Source organism: uncultured Polaribacter sp., from assembly GCF_947497695.1.
GTDB lineage: Bacteria > Bacteroidota > Bacteroidia > Flavobacteriales > Flavobacteriaceae > Polaribacter.
The window spans coordinates 28,999-53,614 of record NZ_CANMHM010000008.1 but is presented as its reverse complement, the minus strand read 5'-3'; the positions used below and the strand labels follow the sequence as shown (position 1 = coordinate 53,614).

23 protein-coding genes and 1 other RNA gene are annotated in these 24,616 nt (G+C 28.9%); 12 read left to right on the top strand and 12 right to left on the bottom strand.

Annotated features, from left to right (window positions below; all coding sequences use genetic code 11):
* Positions 1–50: 50 nt before the first annotated feature.
* On the top strand, positions 51–1,127 hold the full coding sequence (locus Q0731_RS09520; protein WP_299063197.1) for a serine hydrolase: 1,077 nt from the start codon (positions 51–53) through the stop codon (positions 1,125–1,127).
* Positions 1,128–1,255: 128 nt separating this feature from the next.
* Here Q0731_RS09520 and Q0731_RS09515 read toward each other — a convergent pair whose 3' ends face one another.
* The 6 genes from Q0731_RS09515 to ffs all read right to left on the bottom strand — a co-directional run bounded on the left by Q0731_RS09515 (position 1,256) and on the right by ffs (position 6,068).
* Positions 1,256–1,423 (bottom strand): hypothetical protein, encoded by a 168-nt coding sequence (locus tag Q0731_RS09515; RefSeq protein WP_299063194.1) that lies wholly within the window; start codon positions 1,421–1,423, stop codon positions 1,256–1,258.
* Between the two features lie 296 nt (positions 1,424–1,719).
* Positions 1,720–2,208: a DNA-binding protein gene (locus Q0731_RS09510; protein ID WP_299063191.1), complete on the bottom strand. Its 489-nt coding sequence runs from the start codon at positions 2,206–2,208 to the stop codon at positions 1,720–1,722.
* Positions 2,208–3,890 (bottom strand): 2-succinyl-5-enolpyruvyl-6-hydroxy-3-cyclohexene-1-carboxylic-acid synthase, encoded by a 1,683-nt coding sequence (gene menD / locus Q0731_RS09505; RefSeq protein WP_299063188.1) that lies wholly within the window; start codon positions 3,888–3,890, stop codon positions 2,208–2,210. The genes Q0731_RS09510 and menD overlap by 1 nt, the downstream gene beginning before the upstream one ends.
* Positions 3,891–4,152: 262 nt before the next feature.
* On the bottom strand, positions 4,153–4,806 hold the full coding sequence (gene fsa / locus Q0731_RS09500; RefSeq protein ID WP_299063186.1) for a fructose-6-phosphate aldolase: 654 nt from the start codon (positions 4,804–4,806) through the stop codon (positions 4,153–4,155).
* Between the two features lie 271 nt (positions 4,807–5,077).
* Positions 5,078–5,881: an SDR family oxidoreductase gene (locus tag Q0731_RS09495; RefSeq protein WP_299063183.1), complete on the bottom strand. Its 804-nt coding sequence runs from the start codon at positions 5,879–5,881 to the stop codon at positions 5,078–5,080.
* 88 nt (positions 5,882–5,969) lie between these two features.
* Positions 5,970–6,068, bottom strand: an RNA gene (gene ffs / locus Q0731_RS09490) — signal recognition particle sRNA small type.
* 174 nt (positions 6,069–6,242) lie between these two features.
* Between ffs and Q0731_RS09485 the strand changes: the two genes are divergently transcribed.
* The 6 genes from Q0731_RS09485 to Q0731_RS09460 are packed head-to-tail and all read left to right on the top strand — an operon-like array spanning position 6,243 to position 13,468.
* Positions 6,243–6,770 carry a DUF4199 domain-containing protein gene (locus tag Q0731_RS09485; RefSeq protein WP_299063181.1) on the top strand — a complete coding sequence of 176 codons (528 nt, stop codon included), beginning with the start codon at positions 6,243–6,245 and terminating at the stop codon, positions 6,768–6,770.
* A 41-nt stretch (positions 6,771–6,811) separates the two neighbouring features.
* Positions 6,812–7,768, top strand: coding sequence for a glycosyltransferase family 2 protein (locus tag Q0731_RS09480; protein ID WP_299063178.1), 957 nt, complete (start codon positions 6,812–6,814; stop codon positions 7,766–7,768).
* A 43-nt stretch (positions 7,769–7,811) separates the two neighbouring features.
* A complete protein-coding gene (locus Q0731_RS09475; protein WP_299063175.1) occupies positions 7,812–9,527 on the top strand; it encodes a phospho-sugar mutase in 1,716 nt (571 codons plus the stop codon).
* A complete protein-coding gene (locus Q0731_RS09470) occupies positions 9,527–11,356 on the top strand; it encodes an ABC transporter ATP-binding protein (RefSeq protein ID WP_299063171.1) in 1,830 nt (609 codons plus the stop codon). The genes Q0731_RS09475 and Q0731_RS09470 overlap by 1 nt, the downstream gene beginning before the upstream one ends.
* A complete protein-coding gene (locus tag Q0731_RS09465; RefSeq protein ID WP_299063168.1) occupies positions 11,357–12,370 on the top strand; it encodes a glycosyltransferase family 4 protein in 1,014 nt (337 codons plus the stop codon).
* Positions 12,371–12,379: 9 nt separating this feature from the next.
* The gene (locus Q0731_RS09460; protein WP_299063167.1) at positions 12,380–13,468 is read left to right on the top strand and encodes a glycosyltransferase family 4 protein; all 1,089 of its coding nucleotides are present in this window, start codon (positions 12,380–12,382) and stop codon (positions 13,466–13,468) included.
* Between the two features lie 16 nt (positions 13,469–13,484).
* On the opposite strand, the gene Q0731_RS09455 is transcribed toward Q0731_RS09460, so the two are convergent.
* Together Q0731_RS09455 and Q0731_RS09450 are read right to left on the bottom strand one after the other, a co-directional pair.
* The gene (locus Q0731_RS09455; protein ID WP_299063164.1) at positions 13,485–14,906 is read right to left on the bottom strand and encodes an HD domain-containing protein; all 1,422 of its coding nucleotides are present in this window, start codon (positions 14,904–14,906) and stop codon (positions 13,485–13,487) included.
* Positions 14,907–15,059: 153 nt separating this feature from the next.
* Positions 15,060–16,145 carry a glycosyltransferase gene (locus Q0731_RS09450; protein ID WP_299063161.1) on the bottom strand — a complete coding sequence of 362 codons (1,086 nt, stop codon included), beginning with the start codon at positions 16,143–16,145 and terminating at the stop codon, positions 15,060–15,062.
* A 91-nt stretch (positions 16,146–16,236) separates the two neighbouring features.
* Here Q0731_RS09450 and Q0731_RS09445 point away from each other — a divergent pair, with 91 nt between their 5' ends.
* The gene (locus Q0731_RS09445) at positions 16,237–17,319 is read left to right on the top strand and encodes a glycosyltransferase family 1 protein (protein ID WP_299063158.1); all 1,083 of its coding nucleotides are present in this window, start codon (positions 16,237–16,239) and stop codon (positions 17,317–17,319) included.
* On the opposite strand, the gene Q0731_RS13205 is transcribed toward Q0731_RS09445, so the two are convergent.
* Complete coding sequence (locus tag Q0731_RS13205; RefSeq protein ID WP_366915410.1) at positions 17,308–19,194, bottom strand: glycosyltransferase; 1,887 nt, start codon at positions 19,192–19,194, stop codon at positions 17,308–17,310. The two genes, Q0731_RS09445 and Q0731_RS13205, sit on opposite strands and share 12 nt — an antisense overlap.
* An 11-nt stretch (positions 19,195–19,205) precedes the next feature.
* A complete protein-coding gene (locus Q0731_RS09430) occupies positions 19,206–20,021 on the bottom strand; it encodes a 2,3,4,5-tetrahydropyridine-2,6-dicarboxylate N-succinyltransferase (RefSeq protein WP_299063155.1) in 816 nt (271 codons plus the stop codon).
* Positions 20,022–20,230: 209 nt separating this feature from the next.
* Between Q0731_RS09430 and ruvX the strand changes: the two genes are divergently transcribed.
* The 4 genes from ruvX (at position 20,231) to mazG (ending at position 22,586) form a co-directional block, all read left to right on the top strand.
* Positions 20,231–20,641, top strand: coding sequence for a Holliday junction resolvase RuvX (gene ruvX, locus Q0731_RS09425; RefSeq protein ID WP_299063153.1), 411 nt, complete (start codon positions 20,231–20,233; stop codon positions 20,639–20,641).
* A gap of 51 nt (positions 20,642–20,692) precedes the next feature.
* Positions 20,693–21,283, top strand: coding sequence for a peptide deformylase (gene def / locus Q0731_RS09420; protein WP_299063150.1), 591 nt, complete (start codon positions 20,693–20,695; stop codon positions 21,281–21,283).
* 28 nt (positions 21,284–21,311) lie between these two features.
* Positions 21,312–21,728, top strand: a complete 417-nt coding sequence (locus Q0731_RS09415; RefSeq protein WP_299063147.1) for a DUF5606 domain-containing protein — start codon at positions 21,312–21,314, stop codon at positions 21,726–21,728.
* Between the two features lie 78 nt (positions 21,729–21,806).
* On the top strand, positions 21,807–22,586 hold the full coding sequence (gene mazG, locus Q0731_RS09410; RefSeq protein ID WP_299063144.1) for a nucleoside triphosphate pyrophosphohydrolase: 780 nt from the start codon (positions 21,807–21,809) through the stop codon (positions 22,584–22,586).
* Positions 22,587–22,641: 55 nt separating this feature from the next.
* Here the strand turns inward: mazG and Q0731_RS09405 are convergent, their stop codons facing one another.
* Positions 22,642–23,601 (bottom strand): glycosyltransferase, encoded by a 960-nt coding sequence (locus Q0731_RS09405; protein WP_299063142.1) that lies wholly within the window; start codon positions 23,599–23,601, stop codon positions 22,642–22,644.
* 201 nt (positions 23,602–23,802) lie between these two features.
* Positions 23,803–24,609, bottom strand: coding sequence for an SDR family oxidoreductase (locus Q0731_RS09400; RefSeq protein WP_299063139.1), 807 nt, complete (start codon positions 24,607–24,609; stop codon positions 23,803–23,805).
* Between the last annotated feature and the right edge of the window lie 7 nt (positions 24,610–24,616).

The window sequence follows — 24,616 nt, the reverse complement described above, 5'->3', positions numbered from 1 at the left end:
GTTTTAAATTAAACTTTTTGTTATTATTAGTGTCTTAAAAAGAAAACTTTATGAAATTATCTATTTATGTTTTATTGTTTACTTTCCTATTGTTTTGTTGTTCTTCTAAAGATGAAGAGATAATCATTAAAGAACCTATTGTTGAAGAAAACATCTATTTCCCACCGATTAATTCTAATTCTTGGGAAACAAAAGCAATTTCAGATTTAAATTGGAATGAAAATCAATTACCACCTCTACTCGATTTCTTGGAAGAAAAAAACACCAAAAGTTTTATGATTCTACACAATGGAAAAATTGTGGTTGAAGAATATTTTAATACCCATACTGCTAGTTCTAATTGGTATTGGGCAAGTGCAGGTAAAACATTAACTGTTACAGTTGCAGGAATTGCAGAAGACAAAGGTCTTATCAGTCTAAACAATAAAGTATCTGATTACTTAAATACAGGTTGGACTTCTGCTCCGCTTGAAAAAGAAAATTTAATTACGTGTAAACATTTACTTTCTATGAGTTCTGGATTGGATGATTCTTTAGGGGATGATGTTTCTGCTTCTAACTTAAAATACATTGCTGATGCTGGTAAACGTTGGGCCTATCATAATGTATATGTAAAAATGCAAGAAGTTGTTGCTTCTGCTGCTAAAAGAACTTGGAACAACTACTTTAACTTAAATTTAAAAAATAAAATAGGCATGTCTGGTGCTTGGATACGTTTAAATGATTTAAATGTTTATTGGAGTAATACTAGAAGTATGGTTCGTTTTGGCTTGTTAATTTCTGCAAAAGGAAAGTGGGAAAACACACAAATTATTTCAGAAAAATTTATAACCGAAGCAACAAATACTTCTCAAAATATTAATAATGCTTATGGTTATTTATGGTGGTTAAACGGAAAAGAAAATTATCATTTGCCTAATACTCAAATTCAATTTAATGGAGCGTTAATTCCTAATGCTCCTGCAGATATGTTTTGTGCTTTGGGTAAAAATGATCAGAAAATTTATATTGTACCAAGTAAAAAACTGGTTATTGTTAGAATGGGAGAATCTGCAGAAGATGCTAATTTTGCTTTATCTAATTTTGATAATGAATTGTGGGGGAAAATGAACGCTATTTTTGATTAAGCTATTTTTAGCACTTGCTTTCCACTCTTTACATTTCAAAGGAATGGTTGTCAAAGAAGATTGTGTCTCTTTATCAGGAAATCTTTAGCACAATATATTATTTTACCTTTATTAACAGCTAATAATAATTAGATACACAGGTTTTTTATTTGGTCTTTAATACCTGTAGCTTCATTGTATTCTCTTTTAATATCATCATAAGTAGGATATTCTTTTTTAAATTTAAAGAAAAAATCACTTGCTCCTTCAATTTCGAAAATACCGTTATTTATAAATTCTAAAACTTTATCAGACATTATTATACGTTTTATTATTTAATATAAGTACACATTAATTATTAAATACAAATTTAATAATTATATGACAACTATTACAAGGGTAAACTCATACTTTTTAAAAAATGATAAACTCTAAAACCTTGCCACGAATTCACGAATTATTTTATGATTTAAACTAAAACAATTTCACAAATTTAAAAACCCAAGGTTTTCATTTAAGTAATTAAAGATTAAAATTGATATTCAAGATAATTGAAGGTTAAAAATTTGTGAATTAGTGGCAAAGTAAAAGCTAAGAGTATTCCTTGCAATTTTTACACCAACTCAATTCGATCCTCTTTAATTACAATCAATTTTTGTTTGTACAAATTACCCACTGCTTTTTTAAAGGCTTTTTTGCTCATTTTCATATGAAAACGAATCGAATCTGGACTACTTTTATCTGTTAACAATAAAAAACCTTCTCTACTCTTTTTAAGCTTTTCTAATACTTTTTCTACATCAGCATCAATTACGTTTCTAAAACCTTGTGGACGAAGAGAAACATCTATTTTACCATCTTCTCTAATTTTTTTGATGTAGCCAACAACTTCCATATTTTCTTCTAAATCCTGAAAAACTTCACTTCTAAAAAGCAATCCATCAAATTCTTCATTAATTAAAACAGTATAGCCTAAACCCGTTTCAGTTTCTATTACTAAGTTTACTTTATCGCCTTCTTTAAAGTCGTATTCAAATTCTTGAAAACTATTTTCTTCTTGCAAATTTTCATCTTCTTCATTAAAATCTTCTTGTAAACTCATTATTGTATGTATTTAAAATAATCTTTTAAAACTAAATCATTTTCTTCACTTGGCGTAAAGATTTCTAATATTTTTGGTTTTTTCGAAGATGCTGAATTCATTTCAGTACTTGTTTCAAAAAAACCTTTTAATTCTTGTGTTACTTCTTCTGATGCAAATGCTTTTTGATACTCAAACCCATGCATTTTACACAAATGTTCTGCTGTTAAACAATGTGGCGTTTCAAAATATTTTGCTGCGTTTGTAGATTTTGGTCCAGGTATAATTTTAAAAATTCCTCCACCAGAATTATTGATGATAATAATTCTAAAACTTGCAGGAATATTTGCATTCCACAACGCATTAGAATCGTAGAAAAAACTTAAATCTCCCGTAATAAAAACTGTCTGTTTTTTATTTGCAAAAGCTGCACCAATAGCTGTACTTGTGCTTCCATCAATTCCACTTGTGCCTCTATTGGAATAAATATTTATAGAGTCTTTAATAGAAAATAATTGAGCATATCTAATGATAGAACTATTGCTAATTTGTAGCTCAGAATTTTCTGGAATTTTATTTAAAACCTGCTCAAAAACTTTAAAATCAGAATGTTTTAAATTTTTAAAATATTCAGTATGTTTTGCTCTTCTGTACGCTCTAATTTGCAACCATTTTGGTTGATAATCGCTTTTTATCTTTGAAACAAATTGATTAAAATTAAAGAAAAAATCTACAGGTGTTGTTTGTATAAATTCTGATAAACAAAAATAGGTATTTGTTGCTTTTCTGGCATCAATATCCCAATGATGTTTGGGTTGATACTCTCTTAAAAATCGTTTGATTCTTTTAGAAACAATCATGCCTCCAAATGTGATTAAAATATCTGGCTGCAATTCTTTAAAAGCTTCATCATCCAAAGAAAAAATAAGTTGATCTATAGAGTCTATGGCTTTTTTGTGTCTTAAATTTGAAGTGGTTTCTGTAAACAATAAAACAGATTCATCTTCTGCATACAAATCCATTAATTTATGTAGCTGATCATCAGGATAATTGACACCTACCAAAATCATTTTCTTTTTTGCAGCGTTCCATTTTTTGGATAAATCTTTATAGTTTATATGAGAATTATCTAAAGAACTTAAAGAAATATGAGGGAAATTGAATTTTGTTAGCTCAGGTATAGTTTCATATAAAGGTTCATCAAAAGGCACATTAATATGTACTGGTCCTTGTTGTGAAACAGCCATTTGCAAAGCCTCTCCTATTAACTGAGAATTTCTCGTTTTATATTTTTCGTTCTCTATTAAATTGGCAGAAAACAGCATATGATTTGCAAATACGTTTTCTTGGCGTATTGTTTGTCCATCTCCAATATCTATTAAATGTTTAGGTCTGTCTGCAGAAATTACAACTAAAGGAATATTGCTATAAAAAGCCTCTGCAATTGCAGGATAATAATTTAACAACGCAGAACCAGAAGTACATAAAATTGCCACAGGTTTTTGGGTTTGTTGTGCAATGCCTAAAGCAAAAAAAGCAGCACAACGCTCATCAACAACACTTAAAGTTTCTATTTCTGGATGATTAGAAAAACCAATTGTTAAGGGTGCATTTCTAGAACCTGGAGAAATCACAACTGTATCAATTTTAAATTGAGTACATGCTGAAATTACTAATTGTGCTAAAGGTTTCTTTGGGTACATTTAATATAGTTGCAAAGTTACAAAGGCACAAAGTTACAAAGTCAAAAAGTTATTAAAGTTAAAAAAGTCGCAAACTTTCATTTATTACTATGAAAGTTAACGACTCTTTAATTTTATTTATTAGCTATTAGCTCGCAAACAAGTTTTAGCCCTGATTGAAACCTTTCGACTTCGCTCAAGACAGGCTTCATCCTTTTTGCTTTTTCAGCAAAAAGATATAATGAAAAGCAGGAAATAGCTTCTAATAATTATATTTAAAATTCTAGTTTCCTTTTTGGTAATCTGCTAAAAACGTAGCCAAACCACTATCTGTTAAAGGGTGTTTTAACAAACCTTCAATTGCACTTAAAGGTCCAGTCATTACATCAGAACCTAATTTTGCACAATTTACAATATGCATTGTGTTTCTTACAGATGCTGCTAAAATTTGAGTTTTAAATTTATAGTTATCAAAAACCAATCGTATCTCAGAAATCAAGTTCATTCCATCTGTAGAAATATCATCTAAACGACCTAAAAACGGAGAAACATACGTTGCACCTGCTTTTGCAGCCAATAAAGCCTGACCAACAGAAAACACTAAAGTTACGTTGGTTTTAATACCTTTAGAAGAAAAATATTTACACGCTTTTACACCATCTTTTATCATTGGTAATTTTACCACAATTTGAGGGTTTAAAGCTGCCAAAGCCTCACCTTCTCTAACCATTCCATCAAAATCTGTAGAAATTACTTCTGCAGAAACATCACCATCTACTAACTCACAAATTTCTTTGTAATGATTAATAATATTAGTTTCACCAGTAATGCCTTCTTTAGCCATTAAAGATGGGTTTGTAGTAACACCATCTAAAATTCCTAAAGCTTGTGCTTCTTTAATTTGCTCTAAATTTGCTGTGTCTATAAAAAATTTCATTCTTGTATATTTATTTGTATTTTATTAAAATCTGTTTTTAGTTCGAGTGATTTTGCATTATTTTTAGCAAAATTATATCTATAAATTGGGCGTTCCCTAAAAAGGTCGGGCTTTACGCACTCGCTTCATGCAAAAAAGCATGAGAGCTCAAACAATTGCTTCAATCCCTAACGCAAAGATAGTTAGTTATTAACAAAATTGGTAAGCTTAGTAAAAATATTTTTTTTAAGATTTATAAAGTTTTTTAAACCTGTAAACCATCATGTAAAAATTACAATTTATAATGATTCATTAAAATTTTCTCGTAAATTCTATCTGGCAAAATTCTTTTTAAAACAATCGAAAGTTTCTCCATAAAACCACCAACTTTATAATGAATTTTAGGATTCTTTGTATTGATAATTTTAAAAATAACTTTCGCCATTTCTACAGGATTCATTCCTCCAGTTACATGAGCATCCATTAAATCTAAATTTGCTTGATAATTTTCTTTATAAGCAGAGTTTTCAAAAACGGGTGTATGATATCTTCCTGCTGCAATATTGGTCGCAAAATCTCCAGGAGCAACATTTACAACTTTAATTCCAAAAGGTTTTACCTCCATACTAACTGCTTCTGTAACAATTTCTAAAGCTCCTTTTGTGGCAGAATATAATCCCCTGAAAGGCAAACCCATATAACCTGCAATAGAAGTTACATTTATAATAATACCAGCTTTTTGTTTACGCATTTGTGGTAAAACAGCTTTCATTACATCAACAGCACCAAAAAGATTGGTGTTAAAAACACTTCTCATTTCATCAGTTGGTGTATCTTCAATAGGCCCTGTAATTCCCATACCTGCATTGTTTACCAAAACATCTAGTCTACCTTCTTTTTGTATTACCAAATCAATTGCAGTATTTATGCTATCAACCTTTAAAACATCTAAGGCAATCAATTCAAAAGAAAAATTATTTGGTTTTTTAGGATTCCTACTTGTTCCATAAACTTTATATCCATTTTCAGATAAAAAAATAGCAATTGCTTTTCCTATTCCTGAAGAAGCACCTGTAACTAAAACAACTTTAGACATGAAATTAATTTTAAAGTATAAAAGTTGTAAAGTTAAAAAAGTTAAAATGAAAGACACCTTTTTTCAGAACGAAACTTTAAGGCATAAAAAAAGGCAAGCTACCTACATCACACTGCTACAACCTAATACCTTTGCTGTGTTCCCACCCTGGAGGATTCAAAGGGAGCTAGTTGTGTAGGACTTGCCGTGGCAAATTTACAATACATTTTTATTTTAACAATTAAAAAAAGAGTTATTTTTTGCAACTTTTTTAATACTTTGATTATTAATTAATTGTTGTGATAGTTTACAATCTTTCTTAAAAAGTAAAAACTATCAAAAAGTAAATGAATATATTTGTCTCATTAATAAAATATTAAAAATGGAGGATAAAATTATAAAAACTAAAGGTGTTCATTTTGGTTTGTACTTTGGGTTGTTTTTAGTACTATTATTATTATACGCTTATGTAATAGATAATAATTTTTTTGCCAGTTATTGGTATCTTGGCATACTTGTATTAGGCTTTTTTGTAAATGGGCTTTGGGTTATTGGAGACTTAAAGAAAACACAAAATGGTTTTATCACTTTTAAAGAAGGTTTTACTGTATTCTTTATATCAAATGCTTTAGCTTTTCTACTATCAACAATAGTAACAATTTTAATTTTTATTGTTATTGACCCTGATTTACAAGCTACTGTTAAAGAAATTACAATTTCTAAAACTACTGAAATAATGGAGAATATGAATGCTCCAATTGATAAAATTGATGAAACAATTGAAGGTTTAAAAAGTCAAAATAATTTTTCTTTAGTAGCACAAATAAAAGGATACTTTTCTACATTAGTAGTTGCTTCTATTGCTGGTTTGTTACTAGCATTAATATTAAAAAACAATAAAGAAGATTAAGTAAAAAAGAATTTTACTTTTTTTAATTTAACTACAAAAAAATGGATATATCGGTAGTAATACCACTTCTTAATGAAGATGAATCTTTAAAAGAATTACACAATTGGATTGCAAAAGTGATGCAATCTAATAACTATGTCTATGAAATAATTTTTATTGATGATGGTAGCTCAGATAAATCCTGGGCTGTTATAGAAAATTTATCTTTTAAAAATGAAGCTGTAAAAGGAATCCGTTTTCAAAGAAACTACGGCAAATCTCAAGCATTAGATGCTGGTTTTGAAATTGCGAAAGGTGATGTTGTAATTACAATGGATGCAGACTTGCAAGATAACCCTGATGAAATACCTGAATTATACCACCTAATAATTAAAGAAAATTTTGACCTAATTTCTGGTTGGAAAAAGAAAAGATATGACAATGTTTTTACAAAAAACATTCCCTCAAAACTATTTAATGCAGCTGCAAGAAAAACATCGGGATTAAAATTACACGATTTTAATTGCGGTTTAAAAGCTTACAAAAACGAGGTTATCAAAACTGTAAAAGTTAGTGGAGAAATGCACAGATACATTCCTGTCTTAGCAAAAAATGAAGGCTTTACTAAAATAGGGGAAAAAGTAGTACAACACCAAGCAAGAAAATACGGAGTTACAAAGTTTGGAATGGACCGATTCGTAAACGGCTTTTTAGATTTGATAACCATTTCTTTTTTATCAAAATTCGGAAAAAGACCGATGCATATTTTTGGTCTTTGGGGTACATGTATGTTTCTATTTGGAACCATATCTGCATTTTACATCGGTGCTCTTAAACTTTACAAAGTATTTAATGGCATTAAAACCATTTTAGTAACAGACAATCCTTGGTTTTTTATCGCCTTAACTTCTATGATTATAGGAACTCTTCTATTCTTAGCTGGTTTTATTGGTGAGCTAATCATAAAAACAAAAAGTAACGAAAAACATTATAAAATTAAAGAAAAGCTAAACTTTTAACCTTTATTTTAGTATTTTTAAATCAATATAACAAATAACACAAATGAGCAAAATTTTAGACAAAGCAAAACAATGGTTAACTGCTACTTTTGATGCTGAAACTCAAAAAGAAATTAACGATTTAATTACAAATAATCCTGATGCTTTGGCTGATAGATTTTACAAAGACATGGAATTTGGAACTGGTGGAATGCGTGGAGTTATGGGAGCAGGAACCAACAGAATTAATAAATACACATTAGGTAGAGCCACCCAAGGTTTGTCTAACTATTTAATAGAAAATATAAAAAAAGATCAATTAAGTGTTGTAATTGCTTACGATTGCAGACACAACAGTAAAAAATTCGCTAAAATTGTTGCAGATATTTTATCTGCAAATAACATAAAAGTTTTTCTTTTTGAAGATTTACGTGCAACCCCAGAATTATCTTTTGCAGTGCGTCATTTAGGCTGTGATGCTGGTATTGTTTTAACAGCTTCTCACAACCCACCAGAATATAATGGTTATAAAGTTTATTGGTCTGATGGTGGACAAATTGTACCTCCTCATGATAGTGGAATTATTAGCAAAGTAAATTCATTACAATTTTCTGAAATTAAATTTAATGCAAACAAAAATTTAATTGAAGTAATTGGCAAACAAGTTGATGATGAATTTGTTGATGCTAGTGTTAAAAATGGTTGTTTATCTGATACTATTGATCGTGAAAACTTAAAAATTGTATTTACTTCTTTACATGGAACCTCTATTGTTTCTGTACCTGATACTTTAGCAAAAGCAGGCTATACAGATGTACATATTGTTGAAGAACAAAGAGCACCTAATGGCGACTTCCCTACTGTAAAATCACCAAACCCAGAAGAACCAGAAGCTTTAAAAATGGCGACTGAATTGGCTGATAAAATAGGAGCTGACATTGTAATTGGTACAGACCCAGATTGTGATAGATTAGGTGTTGCAGTAAGAGATTTAGAGGGCAACATGAAACTAATGAATGGTAACCAAACCATGGTTGTGATGACAGATTTTATCATTCAGAAATGGAAAAATGAAGGTAGAATTAACGGAAAACAATTTGTTGGTACTACCATTGTTTCTACTGAACTAGTAAATGATGTTGCTGCGAGTTATAAAGTTAAAACCAAAGTAGGATTAACTGGTTTTAAATGGATTGCCAAAATGGTTAGAGATGCTACAGATTTAGAATTTATTGGTGGTGGTGAAGAAAGTTTTGGTTATATGGTTGGTGATTTTGTAAGAGACAAAGATGCTGTAACAGCAACGCTTTTAGCCTGTGAAGTTGCTGCTTTAGCAAAACAAAACGGAAGTTCTTTCTATGAAGAGTTACTTGCTATTTATGTTAAAAATAGTTTTTACAAAGAGCATTTAATTTCTATTACTAAAAAAGGAATGGATGGTGCTGCAGAAATTCAGCAAATGTTAAGTGATATGCGTAACAATCCATTAACAGAAATTGATGGAGAACAAATAGAATCGTTATGCGATTATGATGCTTCTACTAAAAAGAATTTAATTACAGGAGAAGTAACAACCATTGATTTACCAAAATCTAATGTGTTAATCTATCAAACAAAATCTGGAACTAGAATTGCAGCAAGACCTAGTGGAACAGAGCCTAAAATAAAATTTTACTTTAGTGTAAATACTTTATTAGATGATGCAAAAAATGCAGCTGCAACAGAGGCTGAATTAGATGCAAAAATTCAAAGAATTATTAAAGAAATGAAATTGAATTAATGGGATATTTTAAAGATATTTTAAAATATGAAAAAAAATACAGAAAATTTACAGTCTTAAATATTGTATTTAATATACTGTATGCCTTGTTTAATGTGCTTTCTGTTTTAGCATTTATTCCTGTTCTAAATATTTTATTTGGAGCTGATAAAAAAGTAATAATAAAACCTAATTATCAAGGTATTACCAATATTGGTAATTATCTTGAAAATAGTTTTAACTATTTTATTTCTCAAAAAATTGTAAATGACGGTGAGGCTAATGTGTTATTTTTTATCTGTATTCTATGCCTTTCATTGTTCTTTTTCAAAAACTTATTTAGATATTTAGCTGCTTATGCAATTACTTTTTTAAGAACAGGTATTGTAAAAGATTTACGTGATAATCTGTATCATAAAATTGTAGAATTACCCATAGCTTACTTTTCTGAAAAAAGAAAAGGTGATATTATTGCTCGTATGACTTCTGATGTACAAGAAGTAGAAAGCTCTATTTTAAGTTCTATCCAAACCATTGTTAGAGAGCCTTTAACTGTTATCATTTCTATTGCTATAATGCTTTTTATGAGTGTAAAACTCACCTTATTTGTTTTTGTTTTACTCCCCGTTTCTGGATTTATAATTTCGTCTATCAGTAAAAAATTAAAATCAAACTCTGCCAAAGCTCAAAAGGAAACTGGTAATTTTTTATCATTTATAGAAGAAACGTTAACTGGTTTAAGAATCATTAAAGGCTTTAATGCAGAAAGTGTTATTGAAAAAAAGTTTAACAATTCTACCACTAAATTTAAACAATTAACTACAAGTGTTTTTCATAGGCAATCTTTAGCATCACCAATGAGTGAGTTTTTAGGTTCTGCAACTATAATTGCAATTCTTTGGTATGGAGGTAGTGAGGTTTTAGCTGAAACTAGTTCTCTAGAAGCTGGTAAATTTTTAGGATATATTGTGTTGTTTTACACTGTTTTAAATCCTATCAAATTAATTACATCAACATTTTACAATATTCAAAAAGGAGAGGCTTCTGCAGAAAGAATTATCACAGTTTTAAATACTGAAAACAGTATTAAAGACAAAGAAAATGCCCTTGTTAAAAAAGAATTCTCACATAAAATTGAATTTAAAAACATCTCTTTTAAATATAAAGATGATTATGTTTTAAAAGATTTTTCATTAACAATAAATAAAGGAGAAACTGTTGCTTTAGTTGGGCAATCTGGTAGTGGAAAATCTACCTTAGCAAACTTAATTACTCGTTTTTATGATGTAAATAAAGGTGATGTGATTATTGATGATAACAACATTAAAAACATTAGCAAAAAGTCTTTAAGAGATTTAATGGGTATTGTTTCTCAAGATTCTATTCTTTTTAATGATTCTATAGTAAATAATATAAAGTTAGGAACTCAAAATGCAACAGATACAGCTGTTTTAGAAGCTGCTAAAATTGCCAATGCAGATGAATTTATACAGAATTTACCTGAAAAATACCAAACAAATATTGGCGATAGTGGAAACACACTTTCTGGCGGACAAAAGCAGCGTTTATCTATTGCAAGGGCTGTTTTAAAGAACCCTCCTATTATGATTCTTGATGAAGCTACTTCTGCCCTAGATACTGAGTCTGAACAATTGGTGCAAGTTGCCTTAGAAAAAATGATGCAAAACAGAACTTCTTTAGTCATTGCACACAGATTATCTACCATTCAAAAAGCAAATAAAATTGTAGTACTAAAAAAAGGAAAAATTGTAGAACAAGGAAAACACGAAGAGTTATTGGCTAAAAAAGGAGAGTATTTTAAATTGGTAAATATGCAATCTTTAAAGTAAATGAAAGAAATATTAATTTTTAATCTACTCTACAAATGGAAATATTTAATAGCAATATTAAAGTCTAAATTTGTAAAAAAAAATCAAAAAAAAACACTTGAAACAGTAACTTATGTTGCCAGAGAAGTAGATAAAGATTGGATTTTTGGAGCTAAAGTAAGACGTTTAGCTAAATTTTCTTCATTGAACGCTAAAACGTATTATCACAACAAACTAAGAGACTTACCAGATTCAGATGGCTATTTTTTTGTTTTTCATCAATATTTTTACAGAGCGATTCGTCATAATCCTAAGATATTGAATAAGAAAAATATTGTAATGTTTACGCATGCAAATTGGACTGTTTCTTTTTCTAAAACGCATGTTATTTGGTGTTTAAAAAAGGCAGATAAAGTAATTTGTTTAAACTCAGTAATTCAAAAAGAATTAATTGATGCTGGATTAAATGAAGAAAAAACAGAAGTATTACACATTGCTTCAGATTCAACTTTTTTCTATCCTCATGAAAGAAAAAGTGGCTCTGTTGGTTTTTGCAGTGCTTTTAGCGATCGTAAAAATCCTGATTTAATTTTTTCAATCATAAAAAACATGCCTGAAAGAACCTTTTATTTAATTGGTAAAAACTGGGAAAATTATAAAAATTATGATGAATTAATTGCACTTGAAAACTTTACCTATTTTAACAATCAACCCTATGAAAAGTATCCAGATTTATACAATAAAATAGATGTTTTTATAAGTCCTTCAAAAAATGAAGGAGGCCCAGTACCTTTACTAGAAGCAATGTTGTCTAATTGTTTTCCAATTTCAACAAAAACAGGTTTTGGACCTGATATTATTGAACATGGAAAAAATGGGTTTTTAATTAATGATACAGATCATTATAGCAAAGTTATTGATTTGATCAACAAAGCTAACAAAAGTAACATTAATGTTAGAGAAACTGTACTTGCCTATTCTTGGCAAAATTGCTCTAAAAAGCTAGATGAACTATTCTTAGAAAAACAACCTTAAATCTTAATTATGAATTTATTATTTGTTGGTTCTTTTACTGGAAGTGAAAACGTACACAAATCTCAAATAGAAATTATTTTAATTTTAAGCAAACAGGTTCATACCATTATTGTTGTTGGAAACTTTAGTTTAGAAATTGAAAAAATATTTAAGAAAAATAACATAAGAGCTGTAAAAGCTTTCCCAAAGAAAAAATTTGACAAAGAGTACAGTGCAATTGTAGAAAGTATTATATCCAAAGAAAAAATTGATGTTGTGCAGTTTTTAAACGGAAAAGCTTCTAGAAGTATTTTATATTATTGTAAAAAAGAATCTGTTAAATTTGTGTCTTATTTTGGTTCTAACAGTTTACACTGGTATGATGTTTTCTCTTATTTTACGTATTTAAGTCCTAAATTAGATGCTATTATTTGTAATAGTAATTTTGTTTACAACCATGTAAAAAATCAGCTTTTTGGTAAAAACAAAGAAAAAGCAAAAATGATTTACAAAGGCTATGATAGTTCTTGGTTTACCAATGTAATTTCTTATGATTACTCTCAAATGCAAATACCAAATAATGCTATAAAGGTATGCTTAGTAGGAAATCACAGAAAAGTAAAAGGCACTAAATATTTTATAGAATCATTCAATCATTTAAACACAAATAAAGAAGTACATTATATTGTTGTAGGTAATAAAACAGACTCATCCTTTTTCTCAAAAATAAAAAATCGTATTTCTAATGGAAATAGAATTCATCTTTTAGGCCAAAGAAAAGATGCAGTATCTCTTATAAAAGGTGCAGATATTTATGTACAAACATCATTAAGCGAAGGTTTAGGAAGAGCTATTTGTGAGGCAATGTGCCAAGAAAAACCAATTGTAATGACAAATGCTGGTGGCTGTATTGAGTTAATTGATAAAACCTCTGGCATTGTTGTACCTGTTAAAAACCCGTTAGAAATTGGGAAAGCAATTTCTAAGCTTGTAAATGATGAAACTCTAAGACTTAATATGGGAATCAATGCTAAAAAACGTATTGATAACGATATTAACATTCAAAAAAATGCAGATGAAAGTTATTTGCTTTATAAAAGTTTAATTGATAAACCTTAACAATTATAGAAATTAACTACGCTTTTTTTAAACCTAATTTTTCTCCTTTTTCTATCATAAAATTAAAGCAAGCTTGATGTTCATTTGGTATATTACCATCTAAAATAGCTTCTTTAATAGCTTCTTTAATTTGCCCAATTTCTCTACAAGGTTTTAAATTAAAAACGTTCATAATTTCTTCTCCAGTAATTGGTGGCTGAAAATTACGAACTTTATCTCGTTCTTCTACTTCTTTAATTTTAGAACGTACAACATCAAAGTTTTGATGGTAACGTTTAAATTTTTTAGGATTCTTTGTAGTAATATCTGCTTCACATAAAGTCATTAAAGAATTGATATCATCACCTGCATCAAAAACCAAACGTCTTACAGCAGAGTCAGTAACTTCACTTGCTAAAACGATAGGTCTAGAACTTAACAACACCATTTTCTGCACAAATTTCATTTTATTATTTAAAGGCATTTTTAAGCGTTTAAATAATTTATACACCATTTTAGAACCTACAAACTCGTGTGCATGAAACGTCCAACCTACTTTTTTACTAAACTTTTTTGTGGGTGCTTTACCAATATCATGTAATAAAGCAGCCCAACGCAGCCAAACATCGTCTGTGTTTTTAGAAATATTATCTACAACTTCTAAAGTATGATAAAAGTTATCTTTATGCTTTTGCCCTTCTACCTCTTCTACTCCTTTTAAGGCTATTAATTCAGGAAGAATTTGAGGTAATAAGCCAGATTTTTCTAACAATAAAAAACCTATTGAAGGTTTGGCAGAAGAAAGTATTTTATTTAATTCATCTACAATTCGCTCTTTAGTAATAATCTTTAAACGATAGGCATTTTTAGAAATAGCGTGTAAAGAATCTGCATCAATATTAAAATTTAATTGCGTGGTAAAACGAATAGCACGCATCATTCTTAAAGGATCATCAGAATAGGTAATATCTGGATTTAAGGGTGTTTTAATTACTTTGTTTTCTAAATCTTTAATTCCGTTAAACGGGTCTAATAATTCGCCAAAATTAGCTTCATTTAAACTTAATGCCAATGCATTGATGGTTAAATCTCTTCTATTTTGATCGTCTTGTAAAGTACCTTCTGTTACCTCTGGGTTTCTACTTTCTTCAGAATACGATTCTTTTCTAGCTCCAACAAACTCAATTTCAATATCTTTAAAACGCAACATGGCTGTTCCATACGTTTTAAATACCTGTACTTTTGGTTTGTTTGGTAATAATTTAGAAACCTTTTTAGCTAATTCAATGCCACTGCCAACTGCAACAATATCTATATCTTTAGAATTTGCTCTTTTTAAAAAAAAATCACGCACAAAACCACCAATTACATAACTATCTATTTCTAATTCTGAAGATGCTTTTGATATAACGCTAAATATTTCTGATGAAATTGCTTCTTTAAAGAATTGTTTTTGCATGAAATACGGACTTAAAACTTGAATAATTACATCAAAAAAATTAGTTAGATTTTAATGATTTTCTATGCTTATTATTTTATGCAAATTTACTATATAATAAAGACCTTTCAAAACAGAGTTTACTATTTATGAAAGTATTTCTATGAATACTTTTTAAAGAGTATCAATATATTTTTTAAACTTTTTACGAATTAATAGTGCATCAAATTCAGTTACAATTTTATGCCTTCCGTTTTTACCTAATTTAGAAATTAAATCTTTGTTTGATTCTAATTGCTTTATGTTATTTACAAAAGAATCTACATCATTTACCGCAGTTAAAAAACCATTATTAGTATCAACTACTAACTCAGGATTACTGCTAATATTAAATGCAATAACTGGCTTTTTACAAAGCATTGCCTCTGCAATTACATATCCAAAACCTTCCCATAAAGAAGACAATAAAAAAACATCTAGCTTGGCCATAAACATCTTTGGATTTTTTACAAAACCTTCAAACACTACTTCATTTTCTAACTGAAGCTCTTTTGTTCTTTTAACCAAAGCTTCTTTTAACTTCCCTTCTCCTCCAATAATTAGTTTAAAATTAAAATTGTCTTCCTTTAGTTTTTTGGCAACATCTAATAAAAAAAACTGATTTTTTTGCTTCACTAACCTCCCTAAATTTCCTAGGGTAAAAATTTTATTTTCTTCTTTAGAAATTTTGTTTAGTTCTAATAAAAATTCTTCTGTTTCAATTCCATTTGGAATAACGGTAATTTTATCATCAGGAAAAAGATTTTTATTATTTGCATTAATAGTAACTTTAGTCGCTGAAGAATTTGCCAGAACATTTGTAATAATGTTAGAAAAAAAATATCTGTTAATAAAAGAATTCTTAATAGGAATAGCACTCCCTCTTCTATAAATAATATTTTTAACACCTGCTTTTTTAGCAGCTAAACCAGCAAACTTAAGCTCTTGAGAAGAGTTAAAAATAATAGTTTCAATTTTATTTTCTTTGAGAACTTTTGCTACTTTATCAACTTTAAAAGTATTAAAATAGCTGAAATTTGATACTGAAACATGTTCTACTTTAATAGTATTTTTATCTATCTTACTATCTAAAATACCATTTTTTTCTGCAAAAAATAAAACTTTATAATCAAGTTTTGAAATATAGGTCGCCATTTCTAGGTGCCATTTTTCACCTCCTCCCCAAGAAGAAATCGAATTAAAAAAGCAAATATTTTTCATGTAAAAATGATTTTAATAAAATAATAACAAACAAATTTACAAATCCTATATTTGTTATGATGTTACAAATAAAAAATAAACAGAATTATTTATGAAAGTGCTTATTGAAGGATCTACTTTATTTACAAAAGGCTATACAGGCATTCCTCACTACATAATATGCCTTCACAAAGCTTTAAAAAAAAATTCTAATATTGATGTTTTTTTAGCCTATAATTTAAAAAAAATTAAAAGCTTAAAACATAATAAAGTAAATATTAAGCATCTTTGGTATTTAAAAAATATTCTATTTTCTTTAAAGCATAAGCCACAAATTTCTCATAGTTTACATACACCTTTTTTAGAGATTATAGGATCTAAAAAAATTGCTACCATTCATGATTTAGCAGTTCATTTACCAGAATTTGCTGATTATAATTTTAGTAGTGAATATTTTAAAAAAAAGAGATTCAAACTATTTAAAAACTTTGCTAAAAATGCTGATGCCATAATATCTGTGAGTGAAAACACAAAAAAAGATTTTTTAAATTTTTTTGATTATCCACCAGAAAAAATACATGTCATTCATTTAGCACCGGTTTTTAAACCAAAAGTAAATGTACATATTGAAAATGATACCATATTAGAAAGTTATCTTATAAAAAAGCATCACTATTATTTATCTGTAGGTGGTATTTCTCTTAGAAAAAATAGTTATAACTTGTTAAAAGGATTTCATTTATCAAAAAAACATTTACAAAATAAACTCGTTTTTGCTGGCAAAATTTCTTTGGATGAAAAATCAAAATTAGACAAGTATATAGAAAACAATAATTTAAAAGATCAAATTATATTTACAAATTATATAACAGATGATCATCTAAGTATTTTATATAAAAATGCCAAAGCATTTCTTTTCCCTACTTACTATGAAGGTTTTGGAATACCAATAATTGAAGCAATGAGTTATAGGTTGCCTGTGCTAACAAGTATTACTGGATCTGCTCCAGAAATTGCGAATAATAATGCAATATTAGTAAATCCTTTTAGCGAAGAAAGTATTGCGAAAGGAATTGTTGAATTAGATTCTATTGATGATTTACAATTAGAAAAAGCTAAAAATTATGCCAGTACTTTTACTTGGGCAAAAGTAGCTAAAGAAACAATAAAGGTTTACAATTCGTTAGCTAATTAGAGATTTGTATATTTTAAAATATTTATTTGCAATTACATCATCATTAAATTTCTGAACAAAATCAAAGCCTTTATCAATCATATTATTTGCTAAATTTTGATCATTTAAAACCAATTGAATACTACTAGATAAAGCATCAATATCCTTAGGAGCTAAGTAGATAGAATCTGGACCTCCTGCCTCAGAGAAACAACTTCCTGTACTTGTAATCACTGGGGTTTTAGAATATAAGGCCTCTATAATAGGGATGCCAAAACCTTCAAAAATACTTGGATATACAAAAACAGCTGCCATTTGGTAAATAGCAGACAACTCTGCCATACTAACGTTTTCTAAAAACTGCACTTGATTTTCTAATTGATGTTCATCAACATAAGCTTTTAACACCTTAAAATAAGCAGTTTTAGCACCAATAACAACTAAAGGAGTTTCAATTTTCTTAATAGCTTTTATCAATGATAAAATATTTTTACGCTCATTTAATGCCCCAACATTTAAAATAAATTTTTTGGGAAGTATAAATTTTTCTCTTACTTGTTTTTTAAAAGAATCTGATTTTTGTTCTTTAAAAGTAGCATGACAACCTTGGTAAATAACCTCTATTTTTGATGCATCAATTTTTAAATAATCTACAATATCTCTTTTTGTTTGCTGGCTAATAGCTACAATTTTATTAGCATTTTTTGCTGAAAACGTAACCTTTCTAAGATGTATTTTTCTATCAAAAAAAGAATATAATTTAGGATATCTTATAAATATTAAATCGTGAATGGTAACCACTGTTTTTATTGATTTTTTATCGATCCCAATTGGAATTTCGCCACTCAATCCATGAAAAACATCAATCTTATCTTTTTTTAATTGTTTCACTATAGGGCCTTGCCTCCATATTGATGAAAACCTTTGCCAAAACTTAGAGCTTGGTAAAATCTCTAAAATATTTTTATTTTCTTGAAGTCTTTTAACCTTCTTAGCTTTTGGATTGTATAAAAAAAGAAGCATACTTGGGTGAAATTCAGATAAAACTCTTACCAAATCTCTACCATAATTTCCCAAACCAGTTGTATTATGATAAATTCTTTTTGCATCATAACCCACACGAATAGAACTTTTATTTCTTTTAAATTCTATACCATTTTTGTTTAACTCTAAAAGTTCAATATACCTTCTATACACTCCATAAGCATGTAAATAAGAAATTTGGAAACCTTCAACACCATCTAAAAAACCTAATTTAATTATAAAATGAATTAAAAATCGGATAAAAGGTTTTGCTATTAAATGATATAAGTTAACACGATTCCCTTTTTCATAAAGTTCTAAAGCTTGTAACTTTGCATACCCTTTTAATTTCCTTTTATATTGCTCGTTATTTTGATAGGAGAAATGCTGCAATTTATGCTGCATAAAATCTACTTTACCTTTAAACTGTAACTTTTCATGCACCTTACCTGTGTAAGCACAATAATCTTTGTGAAACAATCGAATTACTTTATCTCTTTTCCAACCGCTAAAATTTATTTTTTTATTCTTAAAATAAAAAACTCTATAAATATAAAAACCAACAATATTTGAAGTATTATTGGCTTTTTCTAAAATTTCAAGTTTTAAATCTTCATTTACAATTTCATCTGCATCTAGCAAAAATACCCATGAGTATTTTGCCTGTGAAATAGCAAAGTTTTTTTGAGAAGAAAAATCATCAAACTTTCGCTTGATGATTTTTACATTATAAGTTTCTGCAATTTCTAATGTTCTATCTGTACTGAATGAATCAATCACAATAATTTCGTCTGCAAAACTTACAGATTTTATTGCTTCAGCTATATGAATTTCTTCATTTAAAGTAGGTATAATTGCAGTAATTTTAGTCATAGCAGTGCTTTTTAAACAGCTACATCATACTCACGTAGTGCATCATTTAAAGAGGTTTTTTTATTGGTACTCTCTTTTCTTCTTCCTATAATCAATGCACAAGGTACATTGTATTCTCCTGCTGCAAATTTCTTAGTATAACTCCCAGGAATTACAACAGAACGTGCAGGAACTCTCCCCTTCATTTCTATAGGTTCATCACCAGTAACATCTATAATTTTAGTACTCATTGTTAACACAACATTTGCACCTAAAACAGCTTCTTTTTCTACTCTAACACCTTCTACAACAATACATCTAGAACCTACAAAAACACCATCTTCAATAATTACTGGTGCAGCTTGTAATGGTTCTAAAACACCACCAATCCCTACACCTCCAGAAAGATGAACATTTTTACCAATTTGAGCACAAGAACCAACAGTAGCCCAGGTATCAACCATTGTACCTTCATCTACATAAGCACCAATATTTACATAACTTGGCATTAAAATAGTACCAGGTGAAAGGTAAGATCCTTGACGAGCAGATGCTCCAGGAACTACACGTACTCCTTGAGCAGCATAATCTGTTTTTAAAGGCATTTTATCATGATATTCAAAAATACCAGCTTCTAAAGTTTCCATTTTTTGAATAGGGAAATATAAAACTACAGCTTTTTTTACCCATTCATTTACTTGCCAATCTCCATCAATAGGTTCAGCAACTCTTAATTCACCTTTATCTAATAAATCAACTACTTTTCTAATCGTATCAATCGTATTTTGCTCTTTCAATAACTCACGATTATCCCAAGCAGTTTCTATAATTTCTCTAATTTCTTTCATCCTTATAAATAATTTAAACAAATATAAATCTATCCATTAATTCTAAGGGCGAATATACAGTTTTTATACCTATTATTTAGCTTTGTGTAGGCTCAAATATTCCTAAAACAGCAAACTCAACATCACTTTATGATAACTATTTGATAATATTTAAGTTAATGCTTTATTATTAAATATTAACTGTTATTTTTACGCAAAAAATAATAGTTTTGGGTAGAATTATGGCCATTGATTTTGGTAAAAAAAGGACAGGAATTGCTGTTACTGATGAACTTCAGATTATTGCATCTGGCTTAACAACAGTAAATACTGATGAATTACTGTCTTTTTTAAAAACCTATATTTCTAAAAACAAGGTAGAATTGTTTTTAATAGGTAAACCAAAACAGATGAATAATACTGATAGTGAAAGTGAAATTTTGATACTTCCTTTTTTAAAGAATCTTGAAAAACAAATTCCACAAATCCCTATTTTAAGAGTAGATGAGCGTTTTACTTCTAAAATGGCTTTTCAAACAATGATTGATGGAGGCTTAAACAAAAAACAACGTAGAAATAAGGCTTTAGTTGATGAAATTAGTGCTACTATTATTTTACAATCGTATTTATACAGTAAATAATTTTATTGAAGTGTCAAACTTTGTACTTTTGCCATCATTAAATATAAAGAAATGATTTTACCAATTGTAGCTTATGGAGATCCTGTTTTACGTAAAGTAGCCACAGAGATTGATGCAGATTATCCAGATTTAAAAAAATTAATTTCTAACATGAAAGAAACTATGTACAATGCTTCTGGTGTTGGTTTGGCTGCACCCCAAATAGGGAAAGCAATTCGTTTGTTTCTTATTGATGCTTCTCCTTTTGCAGAAGATGAAGAATTGTCTGAAAAAGATAGAGAGGCTTTAAAAAACTTTAACAAAGTATTTATAAATGCAAAAATAATTAAAGAAGAAGGAGATGAATGGGTATTTAATGAAGGATGTCTTAGTATTCCTGATGTTAGAGAAGATGTTTTTCGTCAACCAATTATTACTATTGAGTACCAAGATGAAAATTTTAAAACACATACAGAAACTTTAGATGGTTTAGCTGCTAGAGTTTTTCAACATGAATATGATCATATTGATGGGGTTTTATTCACTGATAAACTTTCCTCGCTTAAAAAAAGATTGATAAAAAAGAAATTAGAAAATATTTCTAAAGGGAAAATTAATGCAGATTACAGAATGCGTTTCCCAAATGCTAAAAAAGGTAAATAGTCTAAAAAAAAGACAAAAAAATATAGAAATGGAATTTAATAAAATTATAGCAATAACAGGTAAACCAGGATTATATAAAGTAATCTCACAATCTAAAAATGCAGTCATTGCAGAATCTTTACTAGACAAAAAAAGACTAGCTATCAATGCTGCTCAAAACCTAAGTTTATTAGAAAACATTGCCATTTACACCTACGAAGAAGATGTGCCATTATTAAACGTATTTACTTCTATTTTTGAAAAAACAGCAGGAAAAGAAGCCATTTCTCATAAAGAAAACAACAAAGTTTTAACTACTTTTTTTAGTGAAGTACTACCAAACTATGATGATGAAAGAGTTTATGCTTCTAACATCAAAAAGGTAATTCAATGGTATAATATCTTAATAAAAGTTGGGATGGATTTCTCTAAGGTAGAAGAAACAACTACTGAAGAAAAAAAGTAAAAAATCTCATTTTTTAGTGAGCAAATTTAAAAATACGCATGTAAGACTGAGCTTGTCAAAGTCTTCTTAGAATAAAAAATGAACACAAGAAAACAACAGCTTTCTGCATTTAATCGTCTGTTAGATATTATGGATGAACTTAGAGAAAAGTGTCCATGGGATAAAAAACAAACTTTAGAAAGCTTACGTCATCTTACTATTGAAGAAACCTACGAACTTGCTGATGCTATCTTAGAAAATGACTTACCAGAAATAAAAAAAGAATTAGGCGATATGCTTTTGCATATCGTCTTTTATGCTAAAATAGGTAGCGAACAAAAAGCCTTTGATATTGCAGATGTTGCCAATACAATCTGTGATAAGTTAATTCACAGACACCCTCATATTTATAGTGATATTAAAGTTAAAAATGAAGACGATGTTAAGCGTAATTGGGAGCAATTAAAACTAAAAGAGGGCAAAGAATCTGTTTTAGAAGGTGTTCCAAAAAGTTTACCCGCAGTTGTAAAAGCAAGCAGAATTCAAGAAAAAGTAGCTGCTGTTGGTTTTGACTGGGAAAAACCAGCTCAAGTTTGGGAAAAAGTACAAGAAGAACTTGCAGAATTAAACGAGGAAATTAAAGCTGGAAATAAAGAAAATACCGAAAAAGAATTTGGTGACGTCTTGTTTTCTATGATTAATTATGCTCGTTTTATTGATGTAAACCCAGAAAATGCTTTAGAAAAAACGAATAAAAAATTTATCAATCGGTTTCAGTATTTAGAGCAAGCAGCTAAAAAAGAAGGCAAAGAACTTGCTGATATGTCTTTAACTGAAATGGATATCTATTGGGAAAAATCGAAAGAATTTTTTAGATAAATAGCTAATTTAGATCTCATAGGTTTTAAAAAACTGAAATATCTGTAATATTATGTTATTTTTTCTTCGGATAAAATTGCGATTCTAAAAAACCTAATCCATAACCTAAAAACTGGGTTAAAGAAGTAAACATACTTAAAAAAGCTACCTGAAAACTTTTATTCTGAATTAAAGAATCAAAGAAAATTAGCAAGAAATAAATTGCATAGCTATACAATAATTGATTGTAGCCAAAAAACGCTAAAATAATACTCACATCAATACCAATAATAAATAAAGAAGGAAACCAATAAGTCGCTTTTGCTGTAGTTGGGTATTTTTTATTTAAAATAGGTCTTGCAGTTCCGAAACCAAAAGTTTGTTTAAAAAATTGTTGAATGGTACTTCTTCTTTTGTGATACACAAATGCTTCTTCTATGAGTTGAGTTTCAAAACCATTTTGCCATAATCGAAACGTTAAATCGATGTCTTCTCCATTTTTCATTTTAGAAAAACCTTGTGTAATACTAAAAGCTGTCTGAGACAGCCCCAAATTAAAACTTCTTGGCTGAAATTTACCAACTGCTTGTTTTTTTCCACGAATTCCTCCAGTTGTTAATACTGATGTCATAGAATAATTGATTGCTTTTTGCAAAGTTGTAAAACTTTTATGTGCTTGATCTGGCCCACCAAAAGCATCTGTAAAATTATTTTCTAATGCTTTTTTAACTTCAGATAAATAGTCTTTGGGAACAATTACATCTGAATCTAAAATGATAAAATAGTTTCCTGTAGCCTTTTGCATTCCGAAATTTCGGCTCTCTCCTGCTCCACTGTTTTCCTTAAAAAAGTATTTTAAGTTTAGCTGATTTTTATATTTTTCAACAATAACATCACTTTTTTGGGTAGAACCATCTTCTATAATTAAAACTTCAAAATCATTAGAATAATCTTGTTTTGTAAGACTTTCTAACAACTCGTCTATTTCATTTGGACGGTTATAAACTGGGATTATTATTGAAAAAAATAGTTTCAAAAGTTTAAAGTTTCAACGTTTCAAAATTCTTTGTTTTGAAACTACATTATAATTGTGAATAATAATTTTTTAGTTTTGTAAAAGTTAACAAGCAGGTTTAGCCCAGATTAAAATATTTCGACTTCGCTCAACACAGGCTCTATTCTTTTTTATTTTTCAGTAAAAAGATATAGTGAAAAGCTGGAAATAGCTTCAAAAAAACTACTCAAACTTTCCCATAATTGCATCACTTACTCCCATATTTGAGAATCCACCATCGTGAAATAAGTTTTGCAATGTCACTTTTTTAGTTAAATCTGAAAACAATGAAATGGTATACTCTGCACAATCTGTAGCTGAAGCATTGCCTAAAGGACTCATTTTTTCTGAAAAATTGATAAAACCATCAAAACCTTTTACGCCATTTCCTGCAGTTGTTGGTGTTGGTGATTGAGAAATAGTGTTGACACGCACCTTAAAATCTCTACCAAAATAGTACCCAAAACTACGTGCAACAGATTCTAAATAAGCTTTATTGTCTGCCATATCATTGTAATCTGGAAACACTCTTTGTGCAGCCATGTATGTTAAAGCAACAATACTCCCCCAATTTTGCATGGCTTTTTTATGGTACAAAACATTGAGTACTTTATGAAAAGAAAGAGCGGAAACGTCCCATCCTTTTTTTGAATATTCATAATTTGGATCTGTATAAGGTTTTCCCTTTCTAACATTTACAGACATGCCAATTGAGTGTAGTACAAAATCTAATTTACCACCCAAAATTTCTGTTGCTTTTTCTACTAAATTTTCTAAATCTTCAATAGAAGTTGCATCGGCAGGAATAATTTGAGAACCCGTTTTTTTTGCCAAAACCTCTAAATTGCCCATTCTAATAGAAGCTGGTGCATTTGTTAATACAAATTCTGCTCCTTGTTCGTTTGCTTTTTCTGCAGTTTTCCAGGCAATTGAGTTTTCATTTAAGGCTCCAAAAATAATTCCTTTTTTTCCTTTAAGTAAATCTTGCATTTAATTA